Annotated in this window: 16 protein-coding genes; 11 read left to right on the top strand and 5 right to left on the bottom strand. The window is 39.3% G+C overall.

Features of this window, described 5'->3' with window-relative positions:
* Positions 1–122 precede the first annotated feature (122 nt).
* Together IEZ33_RS14525 and IEZ33_RS14520 are read right to left on the bottom strand one after the other, a co-directional pair.
* Positions 123–2,039, bottom strand: coding sequence for a beta-ketoacyl synthase (locus tag IEZ33_RS14525; protein ID WP_191600747.1), 1,917 nt, complete (start codon positions 2,037–2,039; stop codon positions 123–125).
* 150 nt (positions 2,040–2,189) lie between these two features.
* Positions 2,190–3,119, bottom strand: coding sequence for a glucosaminidase domain-containing protein (locus IEZ33_RS14520; RefSeq protein ID WP_191600746.1), 930 nt, complete (start codon positions 3,117–3,119; stop codon positions 2,190–2,192).
* A 291-nt stretch (positions 3,120–3,410) separates the two neighbouring features.
* Here IEZ33_RS14520 and IEZ33_RS14515 point away from each other — a divergent pair, with 291 nt between their 5' ends.
* Positions 3,411–4,562 (top strand): GGDEF domain-containing protein, encoded by a 1,152-nt coding sequence (locus tag IEZ33_RS14515; protein ID WP_191600745.1) that lies wholly within the window; start codon positions 3,411–3,413, stop codon positions 4,560–4,562.
* Between the two features lie 416 nt (positions 4,563–4,978).
* Positions 4,979–5,617 (top strand): TetR/AcrR family transcriptional regulator, encoded by a 639-nt coding sequence (locus tag IEZ33_RS14510; protein WP_191600744.1) that lies wholly within the window; start codon positions 4,979–4,981, stop codon positions 5,615–5,617.
* Positions 5,618–5,738: 121 nt separating this feature from the next.
* Here IEZ33_RS14510 and upp read toward each other — a convergent pair whose 3' ends face one another.
* Complete coding sequence (gene upp / locus IEZ33_RS14505; protein WP_191600743.1) at positions 5,739–6,395, bottom strand: uracil phosphoribosyltransferase; 657 nt, start codon at positions 6,393–6,395, stop codon at positions 5,739–5,741.
* A 196-nt stretch (positions 6,396–6,591) separates the two neighbouring features.
* On the opposite strand from upp, the gene lon reads away from it, so the two are divergent.
* Together lon and IEZ33_RS14495 are read left to right on the top strand one after the other, a co-directional pair.
* Complete coding sequence (lon, locus tag IEZ33_RS14500; RefSeq protein WP_191600742.1) at positions 6,592–9,036, top strand: endopeptidase La; 2,445 nt, start codon at positions 6,592–6,594, stop codon at positions 9,034–9,036.
* Between the two features lie 137 nt (positions 9,037–9,173).
* Positions 9,174–10,556, top strand: a complete 1,383-nt coding sequence (locus IEZ33_RS14495; protein ID WP_191600741.1) for an MATE family efflux transporter — start codon at positions 9,174–9,176, stop codon at positions 10,554–10,556.
* A 20-nt stretch (positions 10,557–10,576) separates the two neighbouring features.
* On the opposite strand, the gene IEZ33_RS14490 is transcribed toward IEZ33_RS14495, so the two are convergent.
* Positions 10,577–11,332 carry a TlyA family RNA methyltransferase gene (locus IEZ33_RS14490; protein ID WP_191600740.1) on the bottom strand — a complete coding sequence of 252 codons (756 nt, stop codon included), beginning with the start codon at positions 11,330–11,332 and terminating at the stop codon, positions 10,577–10,579.
* A gap of 149 nt (positions 11,333–11,481) precedes the next feature.
* Between IEZ33_RS14490 and IEZ33_RS14485 the strand changes: the two genes are divergently transcribed.
* Both IEZ33_RS14485 and IEZ33_RS14480 read left to right on the top strand, forming a co-directional pair.
* Positions 11,482–12,318, top strand: coding sequence for a sulfurtransferase (locus tag IEZ33_RS14485; protein WP_240009546.1), 837 nt, complete (start codon positions 11,482–11,484; stop codon positions 12,316–12,318).
* A gap of 31 nt (positions 12,319–12,349) precedes the next feature.
* Positions 12,350–13,288: an aldose 1-epimerase gene (locus IEZ33_RS14480; protein WP_191600738.1), complete on the top strand. Its 939-nt coding sequence runs from the start codon at positions 12,350–12,352 to the stop codon at positions 13,286–13,288.
* Positions 13,289–13,354: 66 nt separating this feature from the next.
* Here the strand turns inward: IEZ33_RS14480 and IEZ33_RS14475 are convergent, their stop codons facing one another.
* Positions 13,355–13,672, bottom strand: coding sequence for a hypothetical protein (locus tag IEZ33_RS14475; RefSeq protein ID WP_191600737.1), 318 nt, complete (start codon positions 13,670–13,672; stop codon positions 13,355–13,357).
* A gap of 162 nt (positions 13,673–13,834) precedes the next feature.
* On the opposite strand from IEZ33_RS14475, the gene IEZ33_RS14470 reads away from it, so the two are divergent.
* Genes IEZ33_RS14470 through IEZ33_RS14450 form a run of 5 tightly spaced genes read left to right on the top strand, consistent with a single transcriptional unit; the run spans position 13,835 to position 18,444 of the window.
* Entirely contained in the window at positions 13,835–15,004 is a 1,170-nt protein-coding gene (locus tag IEZ33_RS14470; protein WP_191600736.1) for a nucleotide sugar dehydrogenase, read from the top strand.
* Between the two features lie 16 nt (positions 15,005–15,020).
* Positions 15,021–15,956 (top strand): glycosyl transferase family 90, encoded by a 936-nt coding sequence (locus IEZ33_RS14465; protein WP_191600735.1) that lies wholly within the window; start codon positions 15,021–15,023, stop codon positions 15,954–15,956.
* Between the two features lie 12 nt (positions 15,957–15,968).
* Complete coding sequence (locus IEZ33_RS14460; RefSeq protein ID WP_191600734.1) at positions 15,969–16,748, top strand: glycosyltransferase family 2 protein; 780 nt, start codon at positions 15,969–15,971, stop codon at positions 16,746–16,748.
* Positions 16,745–17,530, top strand: a complete 786-nt coding sequence (locus IEZ33_RS14455; protein WP_191600733.1) for a glycosyltransferase family 2 protein — start codon at positions 16,745–16,747, stop codon at positions 17,528–17,530. Before IEZ33_RS14460 ends, IEZ33_RS14455 begins: the two co-directional genes overlap by 4 nt.
* On the top strand, positions 17,527–18,444 hold the full coding sequence (locus tag IEZ33_RS14450) for a WaaS/CpsH family glycosyltransferase (protein ID WP_191600732.1): 918 nt from the start codon (positions 17,527–17,529) through the stop codon (positions 18,442–18,444). Before IEZ33_RS14455 ends, IEZ33_RS14450 begins: the two co-directional genes overlap by 4 nt.
* The last annotated feature ends 73 nt before the right edge of the window (positions 18,445–18,517 follow it).

Below are 18,517 nucleotides of genomic sequence, written 5' to 3'. Positions count from 1 at the left end.
GGGTTGGTGGCTTGTGTTGATGGGGGATGGATTGCTTAATTGATTTTTAGAAAAGAGATTAGTGCTAAGGATAGCTGGTGGGAGGTTTGATTCCTCCCACTCTTGTAGCTCAATAGTCGGTACTATAAATATTCTTCTAGATCATTTTTTACCTGAAGATCAACCTCTAGTGCGTATCCAGGTAGTTGTATCTTTTCTTTTGTTATAGACAGGTCTTCACCGGCTAGAACATTTTGTCCGAAATGATATATGGGTTTCGATTCACCAAGAATGGCTTGTTTATTATACCGCTCGCTTTTCTCTTTGGTTTCAATATTTCTATCGAAGTAACGCTTCATCGTGTCTTCAGAATGCTTATTTGAAAGCATTTCTATCACTTTATGAGGAGCCAATAAAACCGCCGTGCCGTTGTTGCCACCAAACCCTTTTGAGTTCAATAAGGCGCCATCAAAATGCGTTTTGCCATAATCCTGGTGCGTTAACTGAAAAGACAGACCCTCAGTATGAACGTCATCCGCTAGCTGTTTGGTTGTTGTGATTCCAGGAAGTATGCCATGCTCCCAAACACCAAGAGATACATGAAGTTGATCGCCACCTGCGGTACCTTGTGAATGGCCTAAAAACGCCTTTACAGCCGTCACTGGGATATGTTTTGCTCCGAAGCTTTTTGCTACTTGGCTTAAAACATGAGACTCAGTAATTCTGTTCTGAGGTGTGCTGGTACCGTGAGCTTGAATGAAGGTTCTGTTATGAAGTCCATCTTCACCAATGATGTTCTTTAAATAAGCCATGGCTTTCCCCAGAGTTAAATAGTTACCTATTCCGGGTGCTGATATCGATTTTTTATGTCCATCAGCGAAAGAATAAACAGCGGGTATGGCTCCGTGGATGTTGGCCCCCAACTCTAAAGCAAGTTCATCATCCATTAACAGGGTCCATTGACTGGATTCACCGATTGTAAATCCACAATTATTTGCAAAAGGACGGCAGCTTTGAGTATGGTCAGGTTCTTGTTGATCCTTGATTGCATCTAATGCCAGTAACGCGCTGTCTTCGGCTAGGGCTCCCATTGTGCGAAAGCCTTCAATTATCTCTGGTGTAATCGGAGCATCACTGCCGCCCACCATGGCAACTCTTATTTCTCCAGATTTAATGCCAGCAATGGCTTTTTCTAGGTTGAAGAAATAAGTCGCACAGGCGCCTATAGAGGTACCGACAACACCAGCGCTACCAAGAACATAAGCATTAACAAAGTCAGCAGGCATTTGGGCGTAGCCAAGGGGGAGGTGTTTTGACGTTGTACGCTTACCTTGCAGTGCAGATTTGAGCATGCCTCCAAAGCCTAGATCATCCATTTGGCCAATAGAGTTTGCGGCAAAAACGGCGACTTTGTCTGGAGAGACGTTGTCGCGTATTTTCCCCCAGGGGATGCCGCTGCTATTTATGGCATCTGAAGCGCCGTATACTGTCATTTGCAATCCACGGGGATGGTTGCGACTTTGATACATAGTGGAAGGATCGAAGCCTGTTGGTAGTTGACCAGCTGACTTAACGCTAAGTTCTTTCGTGTCTTTTATGAGCGCTTCTAAGTTACCTTCAACGGTTACTTCTGAAAGAGAATTTGATAGCGCTAGAACAGTCCAATTATGTGGGAGGTTTTCAGGAAGTGAGCGTGTTTTTATTGTGAAAACAATGTGTTCATCGTTTGGACTTGGGGAAAGGATGGATGACTTGTGCAAGGTAACATTATCAACATCAAAAAAAGACGGGTGAATTCGTCTAATTAATGTCTTAGCAAGGATTTCCTCACTGAATAAGTTGATAAAAGCACCTGAGTCAAGTTGCTCTCCCGAATCTGTATACCAGATTCCGTTTCGATGCTCGGCAGTCTTGGTTAATGTTGCTAAGTCAAGCAAGACTTCCTGTTGAACGGTGCTTGGCAACATGTCGATCACAATTCTTCTATAAGCTTGATGTGAAGAAGAACGGCCAGCCGAGTTGATTCCACCAAAGCCAACAATAACAGGTAAACGGGCCAAATGAATTCCCTCGTTTCAAAGTGAATGATTAAGGCTAGCTATTGTAAAGAAGGTTGTGTGCCTTAGCTAGCCTGAAATAGGTAATGACTTCAATGAATTAGAGTTGTCATGCTTTCTGGTTATTTTTCTTTATTGTGATATGTTTAGGGCTTATTCTTCTATTAAAATTTCTTTGTTTTGGTTGAACTTCCATAGTTCATTATAGTTAATGAGACTTTCAATCTCATCAATATAATCCTGCCCTCGTTGCGAGTAGCTGTGCAACCCCGATGCTAAGGATAATCCCGTAATCTCAACATCATTTCTTCTTAATTCTGCCCGTCTTTCTCTAAGATCAGCATAAGCGGCATTAATATTTAAATTATCTATGTATGCAAACACAGATTCTTTAGCATTTTTAAATCTTCTCACTTCATGCTCAGCTTCATCATCACGTTTTTCTGGCACTAGGCCGCAGCCTTGTCTAAAGCACCATTGACCAAAATAATTGTTACCTTCTACCGCAAATCGAGACGTTCCCCAGGCCGATTCGTTTGCGGCTTGAGCAAAGACTAAGGACTCTGGAATGATATCAACGTATAAGAGAAGTTCCGCAATGGTTTCATGGGTAAAAACGTCTACTTTATTAAGTTTAAATATCTCTCTTAACGCTTTCAACCACCTTTTTTCTTCTCTAGATGGTGGTTCTTTGTTGGCTAAAATGGCATGGATTTTTTCTCTATCTCTTATTAATAAAGCGTTTTTCTCAACTACAAAAGGCAATAAATAGTTAAAGAAAGCGTCTTTTCTTTCTTGAATATCGCTGATGCTTGCGAAATCTGGGGGTGTTTCTCCTGACTCGGCTGGAATGGATGCTTTGGGTTTTTTTACTGGTTTTTCAAGTTCAATACTTTCTTCAATAGGTGTGTTTTCTTCACTTGAAGAAGATGATTCAGGCGATATACTTGGGCTTGGGCTTGGGCTTGGGATAGGTTTTTCTATCACAGGGTTGCTTGGCTTAGATGGATTAATGGGCTCTAGTTTTAGCCATAAAATGAATATAACTAAAAAGGAAAGTACCCATAATATTTTTCGTTCCATAATTAATAGAAACCTATGCGTATTAAAGAAAACGGTTGAGCGCAATTATATAAGCTAACACATTACCGACGAGCCTGAAAATAGAGCGATTTAATTGCCTTATTATTACGAAAAAGAGCGATGAAAGACAGTATTAGTATGCAGATCATTTTTTTTACTTATTTTATTAGATAAGACAGGCTGTATTTTTGCAGAAGGGTCTCGGACAAAACGTTGATTGTTGGTGAAAAAAAACTCTACAAAAGGCAGAATATACTCTGTTTGAGAATGTGATAAGTTGAAAGTTGAGCTATGCCTAAGACCCTGAATGTACTTTTGATGCCTTTGCTTGTGATTATTGCAAGTTTGTATGCGGGCGCTTACATGCACTTTGCCCCGGTAGTCTGGCTAAATGTCGTGCTCTACCTCCCTTTTGTTCTTCTCGTTATTCTGGTTTTGCTTGCATGGCATTTCAATAAAGGGCGATTGTTCTTAATTGCCATCTTATTGTGTGTTCCTCTTTATCAATTATTTTTCTCTACTCAGAGTATAAGTTCATTTGGATACATAGCTGTAACGGTTTTAAACTTATCTGTGGTCTCACTAATTCAAGAAAGAGGTTTTTTGAATCGCTATGCTGTTAATCGAATTGCGTTTATGGGCATGCTTTATTCTTGGAGTGTTGCTTTTGAAAAAGGATGGATCTCATTTCCTATTCTGAATGAAACAGTTTGGTTTTTAGAGTCGCTATCTTGGTCAACCTTAATATTGATGTTGTTTGTTTTCGCCTGTTTGTTGTCTGGTGTGTTTCGTTGGTGGAGAACCGCAAGCGGCCTATGCGCAAGTGTATTAATAACTCAAATAACATTATTAATTTTATTTTATATCGTTAGCTCTCAAGGGCAGGCATCTTTACTTTTGTCTGGTTGTTTTTTGATTTGGGTCTTTTATATATTAATAGAGAGTCATCAGATGGCTTACGTGGATGATCTAACAAAGTTAAATAGCCGCAGAGCGTTAAACGAAAAATTATTGGCTTTACCTAAACGCTATGTTGTTGTTATGGCTGATATAGACCATTTTAAAAAATTCAATGATACCTATGGTCATGATATGGGGGACATCGTCTTATATCGGGTTGCTGAAGTATTCTCTAATGTATCTATGGGCGGAAAACCTTTTCGTTATGGTGGTGAGGAGTTTACCGTTTTATTTGTCAATAAGTGTTGGGCAGATATTGAAAGCAGTTTGGAGGGGTTAAGAGCCTCAATTGAAGCTATGAAGGTTCAAGTATTGGACTCAAAAAAAGGGGTTTACAAGGATGTGCAAGTTACTATTAGTATGGGAGTGAGTGAGTCACAGGCAAACCTTTCGCCCGAACAAATTATAAAACGTGCTGATAATGCTCTTTATCTAGCTAAACGGAATGGAAGAAATAAAATAGAGCTTAATAAAAAAAGTTGAACATTTGGTCAATAAAAGCGTTCGATGTCTTGTCGTAAGAAAAAAATGTGCTTATAATTAGCTTTATGAAATTTTCGTTTCTATTCGAAAGTCAAAAAAACATCTAAAGTGAAAATGATTTTCACTTAGGTCACAGAGCCAAAGTGGTGCAGTAGTTTAAGTTGTGATGAATGCCTATAGTCATTGACTTAATTCTGCTGCGAGGGGAAATGGGGAGCAATTGCTCCCTTTTTTTATTTTGGATTTTTACCGTACCATCTTCTTTTAAACCGTTAATATTTCACAGCCTTAAATGCAGGGTGCTTTTTCCTTTATTAAAAGGATGCTATTGTATTCCCCGTATTATCCCTTCCGTATAATTTTATATCGCCTTATTGAGGCGAACGTAGTTTACATTCTTATTGAGAGGTGTCCTTTTGACAGATACAAAGCGTGCTAAGGATCAATTAAAGATTCATATACGTGAACAAAATCAAGCGCATATTTTAAATTGTGCAGAGAAGGTTTTTGCAAGGCAGGGATTAGCTAAAACAACAACTCAAATGATCGCTGATGAGGCTGAATTACCAAAAGCGAATATTCATTACTATTTTCGTTCTAAGAAAGACCTTTTAGAGGCTGTGTTAGAGAATATTCTAGAGTTATGGCTAGATTCTGTTAGCGCGTTTGAAGAAAGTGACACCCCTAAATTTTCTTTTACTCGCTATATAAGCGAAAAAATTGATCATTCTAGAGAGCATGCAAATGCATCAAAAGTTTTTGCAATGGCTTTAATGGGAGAGGAGCCATTTGTATTAGACTTTTTACGTGAGCGATTTGTAGAAGAGATTGCAAGAGAGAAAAGCATTATCGAGGGCTGGGTGGAGCAAGGCCTCATGAAGCCTGTTTCGACTGAGCATCTGTTTATTAGTTTGTGGGCAATGACACAAACCTATGCGGATTTTGATGCGCAGATTAAAATTGTTCTAAATAAGCCTAGGTTAGAAGAAGACGATTATGAAGATGCAAAAGACTTCATTATCGGAATGATTCTAGCCGGTTGTGGGATTCAATAATTGAAAGAGGCGTATTTTTAAGCTCTATGTAGTAGAAGAAACATGCAGGCAATAGAGCTTATAGGTCAGTATTCTAAAAAAATACCCTCAAAACGGAGGGTATTTTTTTAACAACTGACTTTTAACGTGTTCCGTAAATGCGATCTCCCGCGTCACCAACGCCTGGACGAATGTAGGCATGTTCATCTAGTTCGCGATCAATTGCGCCAATGTACATAGGTACATCGTTATGTTCTTCTTTAAAGGCCACAATGCCTTCTGGCGCAGCAAATAAACAAATAAATCGGATGTCTTTTGCGCCCATTTTTTTCATTTTTTCAATGGCCGCAGCGGCTGAATTTCCCGTTGCTAACATTGGGTCAACAACAATGATCGTGCGTTCTTCAATTGAGTGCGGCATTTTCAAATAATAGTCAACTGGTTGCTTGGTTTCAGGGTCTCGATACATGCCAATATGACCAACTCGAGCAGAAGGTGATAACTTTAATACGCCCTCTGCTAAGCCATTACCGGCACGCATAATCGTGACTATGCACAGTTTTTTGCCTTTCAGAACTGGGCACATCGCTTTTTCTAGCGGTGTCTCAATTTCAATATCGACTGTTTCTAAATCTCTTGTTGCTTCGTATCCAATCAGTGTCCCCAGTTCTTCAACAAGCATACGAAACTCGCGAGTACTTGTATTTTTGTCGCGTAAACTGGTGAGTTTATGCTGTACAAAAGGGTGGTCGATAACAGTGATGTCTGAGTAGGATTTTAAAATGTCGGCCGCTTGCATCAATTGAGCTCCATGAATGAGTATTTGAAGTTAAATAGTGAAGAAAAAGAGCATGTCTTTTATTGCGTGAATAATACCATACAGAGGGGGCTTATGTTTTAGTTTTCATTTGCTCATAGTTGTAATCATTACTTTTGTCATTACATAGTTAGAAAGAAATTTGTGAGTTCCACTATTTGATTCACCGAGAAGAATTATGAATAACGATGAAGAATACCTTGATGGCGTTGCTGATAGCTCCCAAGAAAATGAAACGGTAGATACTGATAATGTCGTCATTGATGACCCCAAAGCACTGGCCTTGCCTGAAGATGTGTTGCCTGAGACCTTATATTTACTTCCTATCTCTAGCCGGCCTTTTTTTCCTGCTCAAGTGCAGCCTGTAATGGTTGATGCGGTTCCTTGGGAGGGAACAATTGAGCGTGTTTCTGATGCCCATCAAAATGTTGTTGGGCTGGTTTATGCTGCCAAAACGGCTTCAGGTAAACCCACTATTGATGCATTTAGAACGATAGGCTGTGTTGCCAAAGTCCATAAAGCGGCGCTAGAAAATGGTAAAGTGACTTTTTTAGCTCAGGGAGTAAAACGTTTTGAAGTGGTTGAATGGTTAAGTGAAGAGGCGCCTTATTTAGCCCGTGTGAAATATTTGCATGACAGTAAAGTAAAAGATGATGAGTCAAAAGCGTATTCTATCGCTTTGCTTGATAGTATTAAGGAGTTAATCCGCCTTAATCCATTATTCAGTGAAGATTTAAAACAATATTTAGGCCGCTTTTCATTTAATGAGCCAGGTCTACTGGCTGATTTTGCCGCATCAATTACGTCGGCGGAAGCGGAAGAGTTGTATGAGGTTTTAGCGACTCAAGCTATCCAGCCAAGATTAAACTTAGCTTTGCTTTTGATTAAGAAAGAGTTAGAAATTGCTCGTCTGCAAAACGAAATCAGTGCCGAAGTAAATGAAAAACTCACAAAACACCAAAGAGAGTTCTTCCTTAAAGAGCAATTGAAGGTGATTCAAAAAGAACTGGGTTTAACTAAAGATGATAAAACATCAGACTTAGACAGTTTCAAGGAGAGATTACTCGAAAAGGTGGTGAGTGAGCAGGCGCAAATAAAAATCGATGAAGAGTTACATAAATTGAGTATGTTAGAGCCTGGTTCTCCGGAGTATGGGGTGACTCGTAACTATCTCGATTGGGCGACGTCCTTGCCGTGGGGAGTTCATTCTGAAGATAACTTAGATATTCAAGCCGCACGCGATGTGCTTGAAAAACAGCATGCAGGACTAGATGATGTAAAAGATCGTATTATCGAGTTTCTTGCTTTGGGTGCACATCGAGGCGAAATGGGTGGCTCGATTATGTTGCTGGTGGGGCCCCCAGGCGTTGGTAAAACATCTATAGGTAAATCAATAGCGGATGCGCTAAACCGAAAGTTTTATCGTTTTAGTTTAGGCGGAATGAGAGACGAAGCTGAGATTAAAGGTCATCGCAGAACGTATATCGGAGCATTACCCGGAAAATTTGTACAAGCGTTAAAAGACGTTCAGGTTGAAAACCCAGTGATTATGCTGGATGAAATTGACAAAATTGGTTCGTCTTTTCAAGGTGACCCAGCCTCTGCTTTATTGGAGGCGCTTGACCCCGAACAAAATTCCGAGTTTCTTGATCACTATCTTGATATGAGAATTGATTTATCTAAAACCTTATTTGTTTGTACTGCAAATCAATTAGACACGATCCCAGCGCCTTTGTTAGATCGTATGGATGTGATTCGATTGTCAGGTTATACCTCAGAAGAAAAGCTGGCGATTGCTAAGCAACATCTATGGCCGAAGCTTCTGAAGAAAAATAAATTGCTTAAAAAGCAGTTGAATATAACTGATGCGGCATTAAAGCATGTGATTGAAGACTATGCTCGAGAAGCGGGTGTTCGTGGTATGGATAAACTGCTGCAAAAAATATTAAGAAAATCTGTTGTCCAGCTTATGTTAAATCAGTCAGAGAGTATTAATGTTGGGGTTAAAGACATTGAGTCCTTATTGGGAATGCCATATTTCCGGGCCGAAAAAAGTATACGAGGTGTGGGCGTAGTAACGGGGTTAGCATGGACATCGATGGGAGGCGCTACCTTACCTATTGAAGCAAACAAGATCCATGAGTTAAGTCGTGGCTTGAAGTTAACTGGTAAGCTTGGGGATGTGATGAAGGAATCAGCCGAGATCGCTTATTCCTATGTCTGTTCTCATACTAAATCGTATCAACTTCATCCTGAATTTTTTGACAAGTGTCTTATCCATCTACATGTTCCAGAAGGAGCGACTCCGAAAGATGGACCAAGTGCCGGCGTTACGATGGCAACAGCCCTTATGTCGTTAGCTCGAGGAGAACCTATTCGTCGTCCTCTAGCCATGACAGGAGAGCTTACGTTAACAGGTCAAGTACTTGCGGTTGGTGGAATTCGGGAAAAGGTAATTGCGGCTAAGCGTATTAAAATACATGAGCTCATTTTACCAGAAGCAAATCGCCGTGATTATGACGAATTACCTGATTCCATCAAAAATGGTATGACGGTAAATTTTGCCAGTCGTTATTCGGACGTTGAAAAGATTGTGTTTGATAAGAAGACAGAAGTACATTAAAAGTGAGCAAACCCTGAAAGTATTCAATTTTTAGGGTTTGTTCAAATTAGGATACATGAGAAAATACAGTAGACCGAACGTGCTCCGCATTACGTTCGGTTTTTTTGTTTTTATTTTTACTGTGTCTGGAGAAGAAAATGCCTAAGCAGGCAACGTTTACCCAAGGTTCGACATTGAAGCATGTTGTTGTCATGTCCGCTACGGGGGCGCTGGGCCTGATGTGTATGTTTTTGGTTGACCTTGTGGATATGTGGTTTTTATCCATGTTAGGTAAACAAGAGGCGGTCGCCGCCGTCGGTTTTGCGAGCACCATTCTTTTTTTTACGATTTCTATTAGTATAGCGGTTGCCATTGCGGCCACGGCCTTAATTTCACGTGCTGTCGGTGCGGGTGATATGGCGTTAGCTAAGCGTCGTTCGGTCAACTCTCTTGTTTATGGCGTTGTATTTTCTTCTTTTTTAGTTTGGCTTATTTATCCCAATATTCCTCATATATTGCTTTATATTGGTGCCAGTAGCCGTACCTTGGATCTTTCTATTGAGTATTTGCAGGTCTTAATTTGGGGGATGCCAGCGGTTATGGTGGCCATGATAGGCTCTGGCATTATGCGAGCGATTGGTGATGCTAAGCGAGCCATGTATGCCACTTTTTTAGGTGGTTTAGTGAATGCTGTACTGGACCCTATATTGATATTTGGGTTTGGGCTAGAGGTTCAAGGGGCGGCTATAGCGTCTCTTATTGCTCGTTTTTCTATGGTTGGCATCACTTATTACTGTGTGATTCATTTGCATAAGATGTTAGCGCAATTTGATTTGTTGGATTTTTATAAAGACGTAAGAGTTATTTCTCTTATTGCTATCCCTGCCATGCTAACCAATTTATCTTCTCCTTTAGCAAATTTGATTGTTATGGAGCACTCTGCTGCTTTTGGTGATGATGTGGTGGCTGGCATTGCTATCATTGGTCGTATTATACCTGTTGTGTTTGGGGGCCTATTTGCTTTATCCGGTGCCGTTGGTCCCATTCTTGGTCAGAATTTTGGCGCTAAATCCTTTGAAAGAATGAAAAGTACGTTAACTAGCGCGGTTATTTACAGTTTTTGTTATTGTCTTGTCATGTGTTTGCTCTTGTTCGTGAGTCAAGATTGGTTGATTGAAACCTTTAATGCAAAAGCGGCGACAGCGGAGTTAATTCGTTTTTTTGCAAGTTTTATCTCTTTTAGTTTTTTCTTTCAAAGTTTGCTTTTTATCGCGCTGGCCACCTTTAACAATCTTGGTCGACCCTATGTTGGTACAGCGCTTAATTTTGCGAGGGCAACATTAGGAACTTGGCCATTAATCATTATTTTTTCATGGGGCATAGGGGCTGAAGGGATTTTATTCGGGCAAGCGGTTGGTTCGATTATCTTTGGCTGTATTGGCTTTTATATGGCAAGAAAATATGTGGCAGAATTAGAGCACAAGGATGCTGAGCTATTAAGAATAGACCCAAGTATAAACTATGATGAATTAGCGTCTTAGAAGGCTTATGTTCAGTTGAGTTACTTTTTGGCCCATAAGAGAAATTCTCTATTGCCATCCCCTCCCTTAATTGGGCTTTCAGTGTAGCTTTGAATGGAAAACCCTAAATCACTTACCAGTTTACAGATACGTTGCTCGACTTGTTTAAATAGGCTAGGGTCTTTGACTATGCCACCTTTACCTATTCCTTCTTTACCCACTTCAAACTGTGGTTTCACGAGAGAAATTAAATGGCCCTCTTCGGAGAGTAACTCGGGTAATTGAGGAAGAATCTTTGCTTGAGAAATAAAGGACACATCCATTACCGCTAGGTCGAAGCCTTTTTCAGGAAAATGTTCTCCTAAGTCGTCTACGTTTAGATTTCGAGCATTAACTCCTTCTAAGCAAACCACTCTAGGGTCCTGTATTAAAGATGAGTCTAATTGATCGTGTCCCACTTCAATTCCAATTACTTTACCTGCACCTTGTTGTAGGGCGCAATCAGTAAACCCGCCAGTTGATTGTCCAACATCTAATACCGTGAAACCTGCAATATCAAGTTGCGACAGCTCTAAAGCGCCAACGAGCTTGAGAGCACCTCGTGAAACGTATTGATCAGTATCGCTGTGTTGTAGCTGTATTTCGCATTCAGGGGTTACTTTGGTACTCGGTTTTGTAATTAGGGTAAGCTGCCCTTTAATTTGGGCAAATACTCTTTTTTCCTGAATAAAAGATTGTGCTTGCGAGCGAGATTTTGCGATGTTTTTTTCTGTGAGAACAATGTCAATGCGTTTCATGGCGGGGATAAGTATGTTGTCTATGGGGAGGAACTAAAAAAGATCGAACAATTCTATCAAAAAAAACATGTTGTCTATAGAAATATCTGATTAAATACAAAAACTAATAAGAAATAGCTAAAAAAAGTGAGGTGATTGTGAAGGCATTAATGTCAAGTGATGAACTTGTCTCTCGATTGAGTGATGAAGATCTGGTCGTTTTAGATAGCCGTTTTTATTTATTAGACCATGAGAAAGGCTATCAGCTCTATTTTAATAGTCATATTCCTAATGCGACCTTTGTCGATCTTCATACCCAATTAGCCGCCACGGAAACAGATGAAACTGGAAGGCACCCTTTACCTTCTATAGACGATTTTGTTAATACACTTCAATTGTTAGGCGTAAATAAAGACAGTGTGGTTGTCGTTTACGATGATATGGGGGGCGCCATCGCGGCAAGGTGCTGGTGGATGCTCATTCAGCTAGATATTACTTGTTATGTGCTTGATGGAGGGTTTAATACTTGGCAAGAAAAAGAATTGCCAACAGAGTCTGGTGCAGGGAAAGAGGTTAAGGAAGTTGGAAAAATAACGACTAATCAATCTCGTTTTCCATTAAGCGTTGACGAAGCGACGGTGCTTAATAATTTTGAATTGAATCAGTATGGCTTGATTGATGCGCGTGCGGTTAATCGCTTCCATGGAGAAGAAGAGACAATGGATCCCGTTGCTGGGCATATACCTGGCGCAAAAAATCGTCCGTTTTCAGACAATCTGTTAGAGAGTGGTTTATTTAAGCCGTCAGAGCAGTTACTAAAGGAATTTGAGCTATTGAATGACGAAAACAAACCGCTTGTTCATTATTGCGGTTCAGGTGTTACAGCTTGCCATAACGTTTTAGCGGCAACCGTTGCTGGTCTAGATTATCAAAAGGTGTTTGTAGGTTCTTGGAGTTTGTGGTCCAAAAGGATGATGCGATTAGTGAAAGAATCGCAAGAAGATTAGATTAACCAGTCATTGACACAGAGGTAATGTGATGAGCGACTCAGTAATAATATTAAAAAATGACTTTTTTGAACTTGGTTTAAGTCCTGATAAAGGCGGTGTAATCACACACTTTTTTTCGATAAAGGAAAGTCAAAGAATTGATTGGTTAAGGCCCGTAGAGCCTAGCCAACTCAAAGAGCCGATTGATGCACTTAACGCCTCATCTTTTCCTTTGTTCCCATTATCAAATCGCATTGGTAATAATAGACTTGAAGTTGATGGTCGTGAACACTTAATTTCGGCAAACATCGCTGATTGGCCGCTATTTAATCACGGTCATAGTTGGTTGGGGGTGTGGCACGTTAAAAAACAAACAGAAACCAGCGCGACTTTAGTGTTTACTTTTCCTAATGACTCGGTTGATACTTTTGGATGGCCGTATTCTTATCAAGCAGAGCAAGTGTTTGAATTAAATGATGACGGATTGACCATTCGTCTAAAGCTTTTGAATACAGGGAGTCAAGTCATGCCAGCAGGCATGGGAATTCACCCATATTTTATCTACGAACCCAATATGAAGGTCCAATTTCACTCAACTGGGCAGTGGTTTAGTGATGAGTTTTTGATTCCTCATACTCATAAAACAGAAACGGATGCAGTAGTGAATTTTAGACGTGGTCACTTAGAGATTGGCTTAGACAATAATTTTACCGGATGGGATGGTACTGCGTTATTATCTTGGCCTTCTCATGGTGGTCAATTGGTAATAAATGCATCGGAAATATTTCGAAACCTAGTGTTGTTTTCACCTGAGCCGTCTACAGATGATCAAGAGCAGAATAGTGCATTTTTTTGTCTTGAACCAGTCACTCATACCACTAATTCATTTAACCACATTGACCTACCCGATGAATTAGGGGGCACTCAAATGCTTTCTTCTAATGACTTTATACAAGGTGAAATTCAATTTAAGCCGACGTTTAATTAATAGTCTAATGAGCACTTAGTAGTCTTAACGCGTGTTAGTTATCATCACTAAGTGCTCGGGTTTATTCTATCTAGGTGTTGTTCCTGCGATAAACATTTGTACTTGCTGGTTTTTCTCACCCCAAATCTTTATTTTTACAGCAGAGAGAAAGGATTCGGCTTCTTTAAGGGTAACTATGCCGTCGATTAATTTAACACCAATGCCTTCTTGTGCGAAAAAGAAGCGCCAAGTATGGCCGTCTATTAAGACATCACCTTCGCCATTGTTATACGCAATTTGTTGCCATTTATAGCTATCAGGAACAAAGCATGCGAGTTCCTGTCCTGCTTCTCCATAGACTAAATCAGGGATATATCCTTGACGATCAACAAGTTCAAACTTCATAGACTAACTCCATATTATTGTTTTCTTTTAGAGTAGCCTGAATTTGATTGTTTTGCTGGCATTATTTTTATCTTTTCCTTCCTAGATCCAGTTTTGATTGAATCCCTTTATAAAGCTTCATAAAATGGTCAGCCAAACAAATCGAATCGTTATGGAGCAATCATGAAAATAGCAGTGGTAGGAACAGGTTATGTCGGTATTTCTAATGCCTTGCTTCTTGCTCAACATAATGAAGTGGTTGCGCTTGATATTTTGCAGGAAAAAGTCGACCTATTAAATATAGGTCTTTCTCCCATTGTGGATGCCGATGTTGAGGCGTATTTAAAGGCCGGAAATCTTAACTTTAGAGCCACACTTGATAAGATTGAAGCATATGATAATGCCGATTTTATTATCATAGCCACACCAACGGATTATGATCCCGATACTAATTATTTTAATACGAAATTAGTTGAGGCCGTTATTCAGGATGTCATAAATATAAACCCTTTAGCAACGATGATTGTAAAGTCAACTGTTCCTGTTGGTTTTACAAGCAAAGCATCAAAGGAATATAAAACCGCTAATCTTATTTTTTCTCCAGAATTTTTAAGAGAAGGAAAAGCGCTTTATGATAACCTCTACCCATCTAGAATTATCGTTGGAGAGGAATCAGAGAGAGCGCGCACCTTCGCTAATTTGCTGGCTCAAGCGGCTAAAAAAGATGATATAGAGGTTTTACTAACAGGTTCAACTGAAGCCGAAGCAATTAAGTTGTTTGCAAATACCTACTTGGCCATGAGAGTTGCTTTTTTTAATGAGTTAGATAGCTTTGCAGAAACGCATGGCCTGGATTCTAAGCAGATTATAAAAGGTGTTAGTTCTGACAGTCGTATTGGTAATCACTACAATAATCCTTCTTTTGGGTATGGTGGCTATTGTTTGCCGAAGGACACAAAGCAGCTTTTGGCGAATTACGATAAAGTACCAAATAATCTTGTAAAAGCGATTGTGGATGCCAATGTCACGCGTAAAAACTTTATCGCTGAATCAATTTTAAGTAAAAACCCTAAAGTCGTTGGTATATATCGATTGGTTATGAAGGTGGGCTCTGATAACTTCAGGGCTTCAGCGGTACAAGGTGTGATGAAACGAATAAAAGCGGAAGGGGTCGAGGTTGTTGTGTATGAGCCTGTTTTGAGTGATGCGTTCTTTTATAACTCAAGAGTGATTAATGACATGAGTGAATTCAAAAAATTGAGCGATGTTATTGTTGCCAATAGAATGACAGAAGAAATTTCAGATGTTTCAAATAAAGTCTATACACGGGATTTGTTTGGTATCGATTCATAATGGTAAGTGTTAAAAAATGAAAGATTTGCATTATTTTAAAAAAAGAGCAAAGAAGATTTGGTATTACTTATCTGAGCTTATTGTCATTAGTAAGCCAGAGTTTAAGGACTATCGGGCTGTATTATCAAAATTTTGGGTTGATGCTGATATCGAGCAGCGAGTTAATTATTATTGTAAGGATCCGCTTTTTTCAAATTTACGTTCTTCTGTTGAAATTGGCCGCTTCAAGAAAGACAAAAGTTTTGCTTATTACGCTGATACAAAGAAAATTGTTAAGTATTTTCCCAAAGCATTAAGGTTTAGTTATGTTTTCGGGGATGTAATTCATATCCCAGATGAACCTTCATTTGTTAAAAGCCGACCTATTTCAGACAACAATCAGGCTTCAGTATTGCTTAAATTAAATGCCATTCGTCATTATAATTTTCTTAACGATAAAAAACAGTTTAAAGATAAGAAAGGTCAGGCTGTTTGGCGGGGAATGATTTATCAAAAACATAGAAAAATACTGACGGATAAATTTGCGACCCATCCGCTATGTAATATAGGACACAGTGATGACAGCTTAAAAGATGATGTTGGTTTCAAAGGTTTTCTCACTATTGATCAGCAGTTGGAATATAAATACATTGTCAGTGTTGAAGGTAAAGATGTTGCGACAAATTTAAAGTGGATTATGTCCTCTAATTCTTTGTGCTTTATGAGGCGGCCACGTTTTGAAACTTGGTACATGGAAGGCCGATTAGTTCCTGATGTTCATTATGTGTTGCTCAAAGATGATTTCAGTGATCTTGAAGAAAAGATTCAGTTTTACAACGAAAATCAAGCCCTTGCCCAAGAAATTATTAAGAACGCTCAAACTTATACTGAGCAGTTCAAAGATATTGAGCGAGAACATAAAATTAACCTTTTAGTTGCGAAGAAGTATTTTGAGCTCTCTGGACAACTTTAAAAACGGATTGATATGAATACTGAAACTACGCTTGGCGTTTTGATGATAGTTAAAAATGAGGAAAAGCATTTAGCCAAGTGTTTAGAATCTGTTTTTGGTTGGGTTAATGAAATTGTCATTGTTGATTCAGGGAGTACAGACTCAACGTTAGACATTGCGGACAAATATCAAGCGACTGTCTATCAGAATTTAGACTGGCCTGGGTTTGGTAGACAAAGGCAGCTTGCCCAGTCTTATATGTCTTCAGATTGGGTTTTAGTGCTTGATGCGGATGAATGTATTTCTCCTGAACTTAAGGCGTCTATACAGCACATTATTTTGAATTCAGATTTAGATATCTGTTATGAAGTTAATCGTCTTACAAAAGCGTTTGGTAAATATATACATTACTCTGGCTGGAGCCCTGATTGGATTGTTCGTTTGTATCCAAGAGAAAAAGTCGCTTACAACGACGCACTTGTTCATGAAAAAGTGGTTGTGGGTGAGGGAGTAAGGATTAAAAAAATCTCGGAAGGTATTTTATATCATGATACTTATGAAAATTTGCATCATTATATCAATAAGACGACAGGCTACTTAAAAGCATGGACAGACCAAAGAGAAGGTAAGAAAAAATCAGGATTAGGGACGGCATTATTACATGCTATTGCGTGCTTTGTGAAAATGTATTTCATAAAGCGAGGTTTTCTGGATGGCAAGCATGGGTTTATTCTCGCGTGGCTGGGTATGCACTCAACTTTTGTAAAATACATTGATTTATGGCTCAGAGAGCAAACGGAGCGCGATAAATGAAAGTTACCTTAATTGTAACGACTTATAATTGGAAAGAGGCGTTGGAAGTCGTGTTGCAAAGTGTTTTGAAGCAAAGTACTTTGCCTTATGAAGTGATCATTGCAGACGATGGTTCAAGAGAAGATACTCAACGTTTGATAAAAACCTATGCCGAAAACTTCCCAGTTCCGCTTATCCACAGCTGGCAAGAAGACAGTGGTTTTCGGTTGGCAATGAGTCGTAACCGCGCTATTACCAAAGCTCGGGGCGATTACATTATTATTATTGATGGCGATATCTTGATTGCGCCTGATTTTATTGCTTCCCATATTGCCGCAGCTCGCCCTAATTTCTTTGTTCAAGGAGGGCGGGTTCTGATGGGGGACGATTTAAGTAAACGTATTATGCAAAATTTCTCGATCCCGAACTTCTTTACTAAAGGGCTGCGCAATCGTCACAACACCCTTAGTTCTCCATTATTAAGTCGTTTATTTTCAAAAGTATGGAATTCAGATAGGTCAACTAGAGGGTGTAACATTGCTTTTTGGAAAAAAGACATTGTTGCGATCAATGGCTATAACGAAGCATTTGAAGGTTGGGGGCGAGAAGACAGTGAAATGGTTATTCGTATGTTAAATAAAGGCATTCAACGTTTTTATTTAAAGTTTTCCGGAGTTGGATTTCACCTATATCACAAAGAAAACACACGTGCGAGCTTACCGAAAAATGATGAGATTTTAAGTAATACCATTGATAATAAGCTCCAGTGGATTGAATCTGGGTTAGATAAGCACCTTAAATGAAAAAACTTTCCATAGTTCGCAATGACTTTTATCTATCTAAGTTTATCTTTGATGATCTTGGTGATAAAACCAAGGTAACCGTGTCAGATTTCAAAACGAAAACCAAAGTGGCGATGTTCAAGCGTTTGTATGTTATTTTGAGATCACTTATTTCAAGTAAGAAAAGAAATGAAGATGAACAACTTATTTTTTTTGCTATGGAAGATATTCTTGCTTTGGATAACTACGCAAAAACTCAAAATAGTGCAGCCGCTCTTTGGCTTTGGAATCCAATTTCTTCGATGAGTTCCAAACGGCGGTTTTTTTTGCTTTGGTATTGCCGGCTGAATAGTATAAAAATTTGGACTTTTGATAAGGGCGATGCTTCGAATTTTGGCTTTCACTATCATCCGCAGGTACTAAGGTTTTTGAAGCAAGATGAAGTAAGCTATTTAACAACAGAATCGGAAAGTCATAGGGTTTTCTTTTCAGGAGTGGATAAGGGTCGGCTGGCATTCTTACAGCATGTTAAGCAACAGCTAATGGGTATCGAGGTTGGATTTGATTGTCATTTAGTCAAAGATAAGCGTAAAAAATATCAACAGGAAGAATTAGCTCTCTTTTCTGAACATTATATTTCTTACGAAGAGTATTTACGGCGAGCGTCTAGATCAACCTGTTTGCTAGAGATAAGTCAAGGGTATCAAGAAGGATTAACAACGCGAGCATTGGAGTCTCTTTTTCTAAATAAAAAACTCCTGACGAACAACAAAGACATCGTCCATTACGATTTTTATCATGAAAATAACATTTATGTATTAGGCCATGAAAAGCGGACCTTGCTTGAGTTCCTAGACGCTCCAACTACAGAGATTGATGATTCGATTAAACAGCAATATACAATTGACCATTTGCTGTCAGCTATGATTAAGTAAAATGTCGTTAACGAATATACTGAGTTTCTTAAATGACTAACCTGAATGGCTATATAGGTCACCTACCTAGCCA

Origin of the sequence: Marinomonas algicola, assembly GCF_014805825.1 — a bacterium.
Lineage (GTDB): Bacteria > Pseudomonadota > Gammaproteobacteria > Pseudomonadales > Marinomonadaceae > Marinomonas > Marinomonas algicola.
The sequence above is the reverse complement of the archived record's forward strand: the minus strand, read 5'-3'. Positions and strand labels throughout refer to the sequence as shown.

Bases quoted from the DNA above. Each gene is read 5' to 3' on its own strand.
- IEZ33_RS14520 (WP_191600746.1), bottom strand. From the start codon at position 3,119: ATGGAACGAAAAATATTATGGGTACTTTCCTTTTTAGTTATATTCATT.
- IEZ33_RS14515 (WP_191600745.1), top strand. From the start codon at position 3,411: ATGCCTAAGACCCTGAATGTACTTTTGATGCCTTTGCTTGTGATTATT.
- upp (WP_191600743.1), bottom strand. From the start codon at position 6,395: ATGCAAGCGGCCGACATTTTAAAATCCTACTCAGACATCACTGTTATC.
- lon (WP_191600742.1), top strand. From the start codon at position 6,592: ATGAATAACGATGAAGAATACCTTGATGGCGTTGCTGATAGCTCCCAA.
- IEZ33_RS14495 (WP_191600741.1), top strand. From the start codon at position 9,174: ATGCCTAAGCAGGCAACGTTTACCCAAGGTTCGACATTGAAGCATGTT.
- IEZ33_RS14490 (WP_191600740.1), bottom strand. From the start codon at position 11,332: ATGAAACGCATTGACATTGTTCTCACAGAAAAAAACATCGCAAAATCT.
- IEZ33_RS14485 (WP_240009546.1), top strand. From the start codon at position 11,482: ATGTCAAGTGATGAACTTGTCTCTCGATTGAGTGATGAAGATCTGGTC.
- IEZ33_RS14480 (WP_191600738.1), top strand. From the start codon at position 12,350: ATGAGCGACTCAGTAATAATATTAAAAAATGACTTTTTTGAACTTGGT.
- IEZ33_RS14475 (WP_191600737.1), bottom strand. From the start codon at position 13,672: ATGAAGTTTGAACTTGTTGATCGTCAAGGATATATCCCTGATTTAGTC.
- IEZ33_RS14470 (WP_191600736.1), top strand. From the start codon at position 13,835: ATGAAAATAGCAGTGGTAGGAACAGGTTATGTCGGTATTTCTAATGCC.
- IEZ33_RS14465 (WP_191600735.1), top strand. From the start codon at position 15,021: ATGAAAGATTTGCATTATTTTAAAAAAAGAGCAAAGAAGATTTGGTAT.
- IEZ33_RS14460 (WP_191600734.1), top strand. From the start codon at position 15,969: ATGAATACTGAAACTACGCTTGGCGTTTTGATGATAGTTAAAAATGAG.
- IEZ33_RS14455 (WP_191600733.1), top strand. From the start codon at position 16,745: ATGAAAGTTACCTTAATTGTAACGACTTATAATTGGAAAGAGGCGTTG.
- IEZ33_RS14450 (WP_191600732.1), top strand. From the start codon at position 17,527: ATGAAAAAACTTTCCATAGTTCGCAATGACTTTTATCTATCTAAGTTT.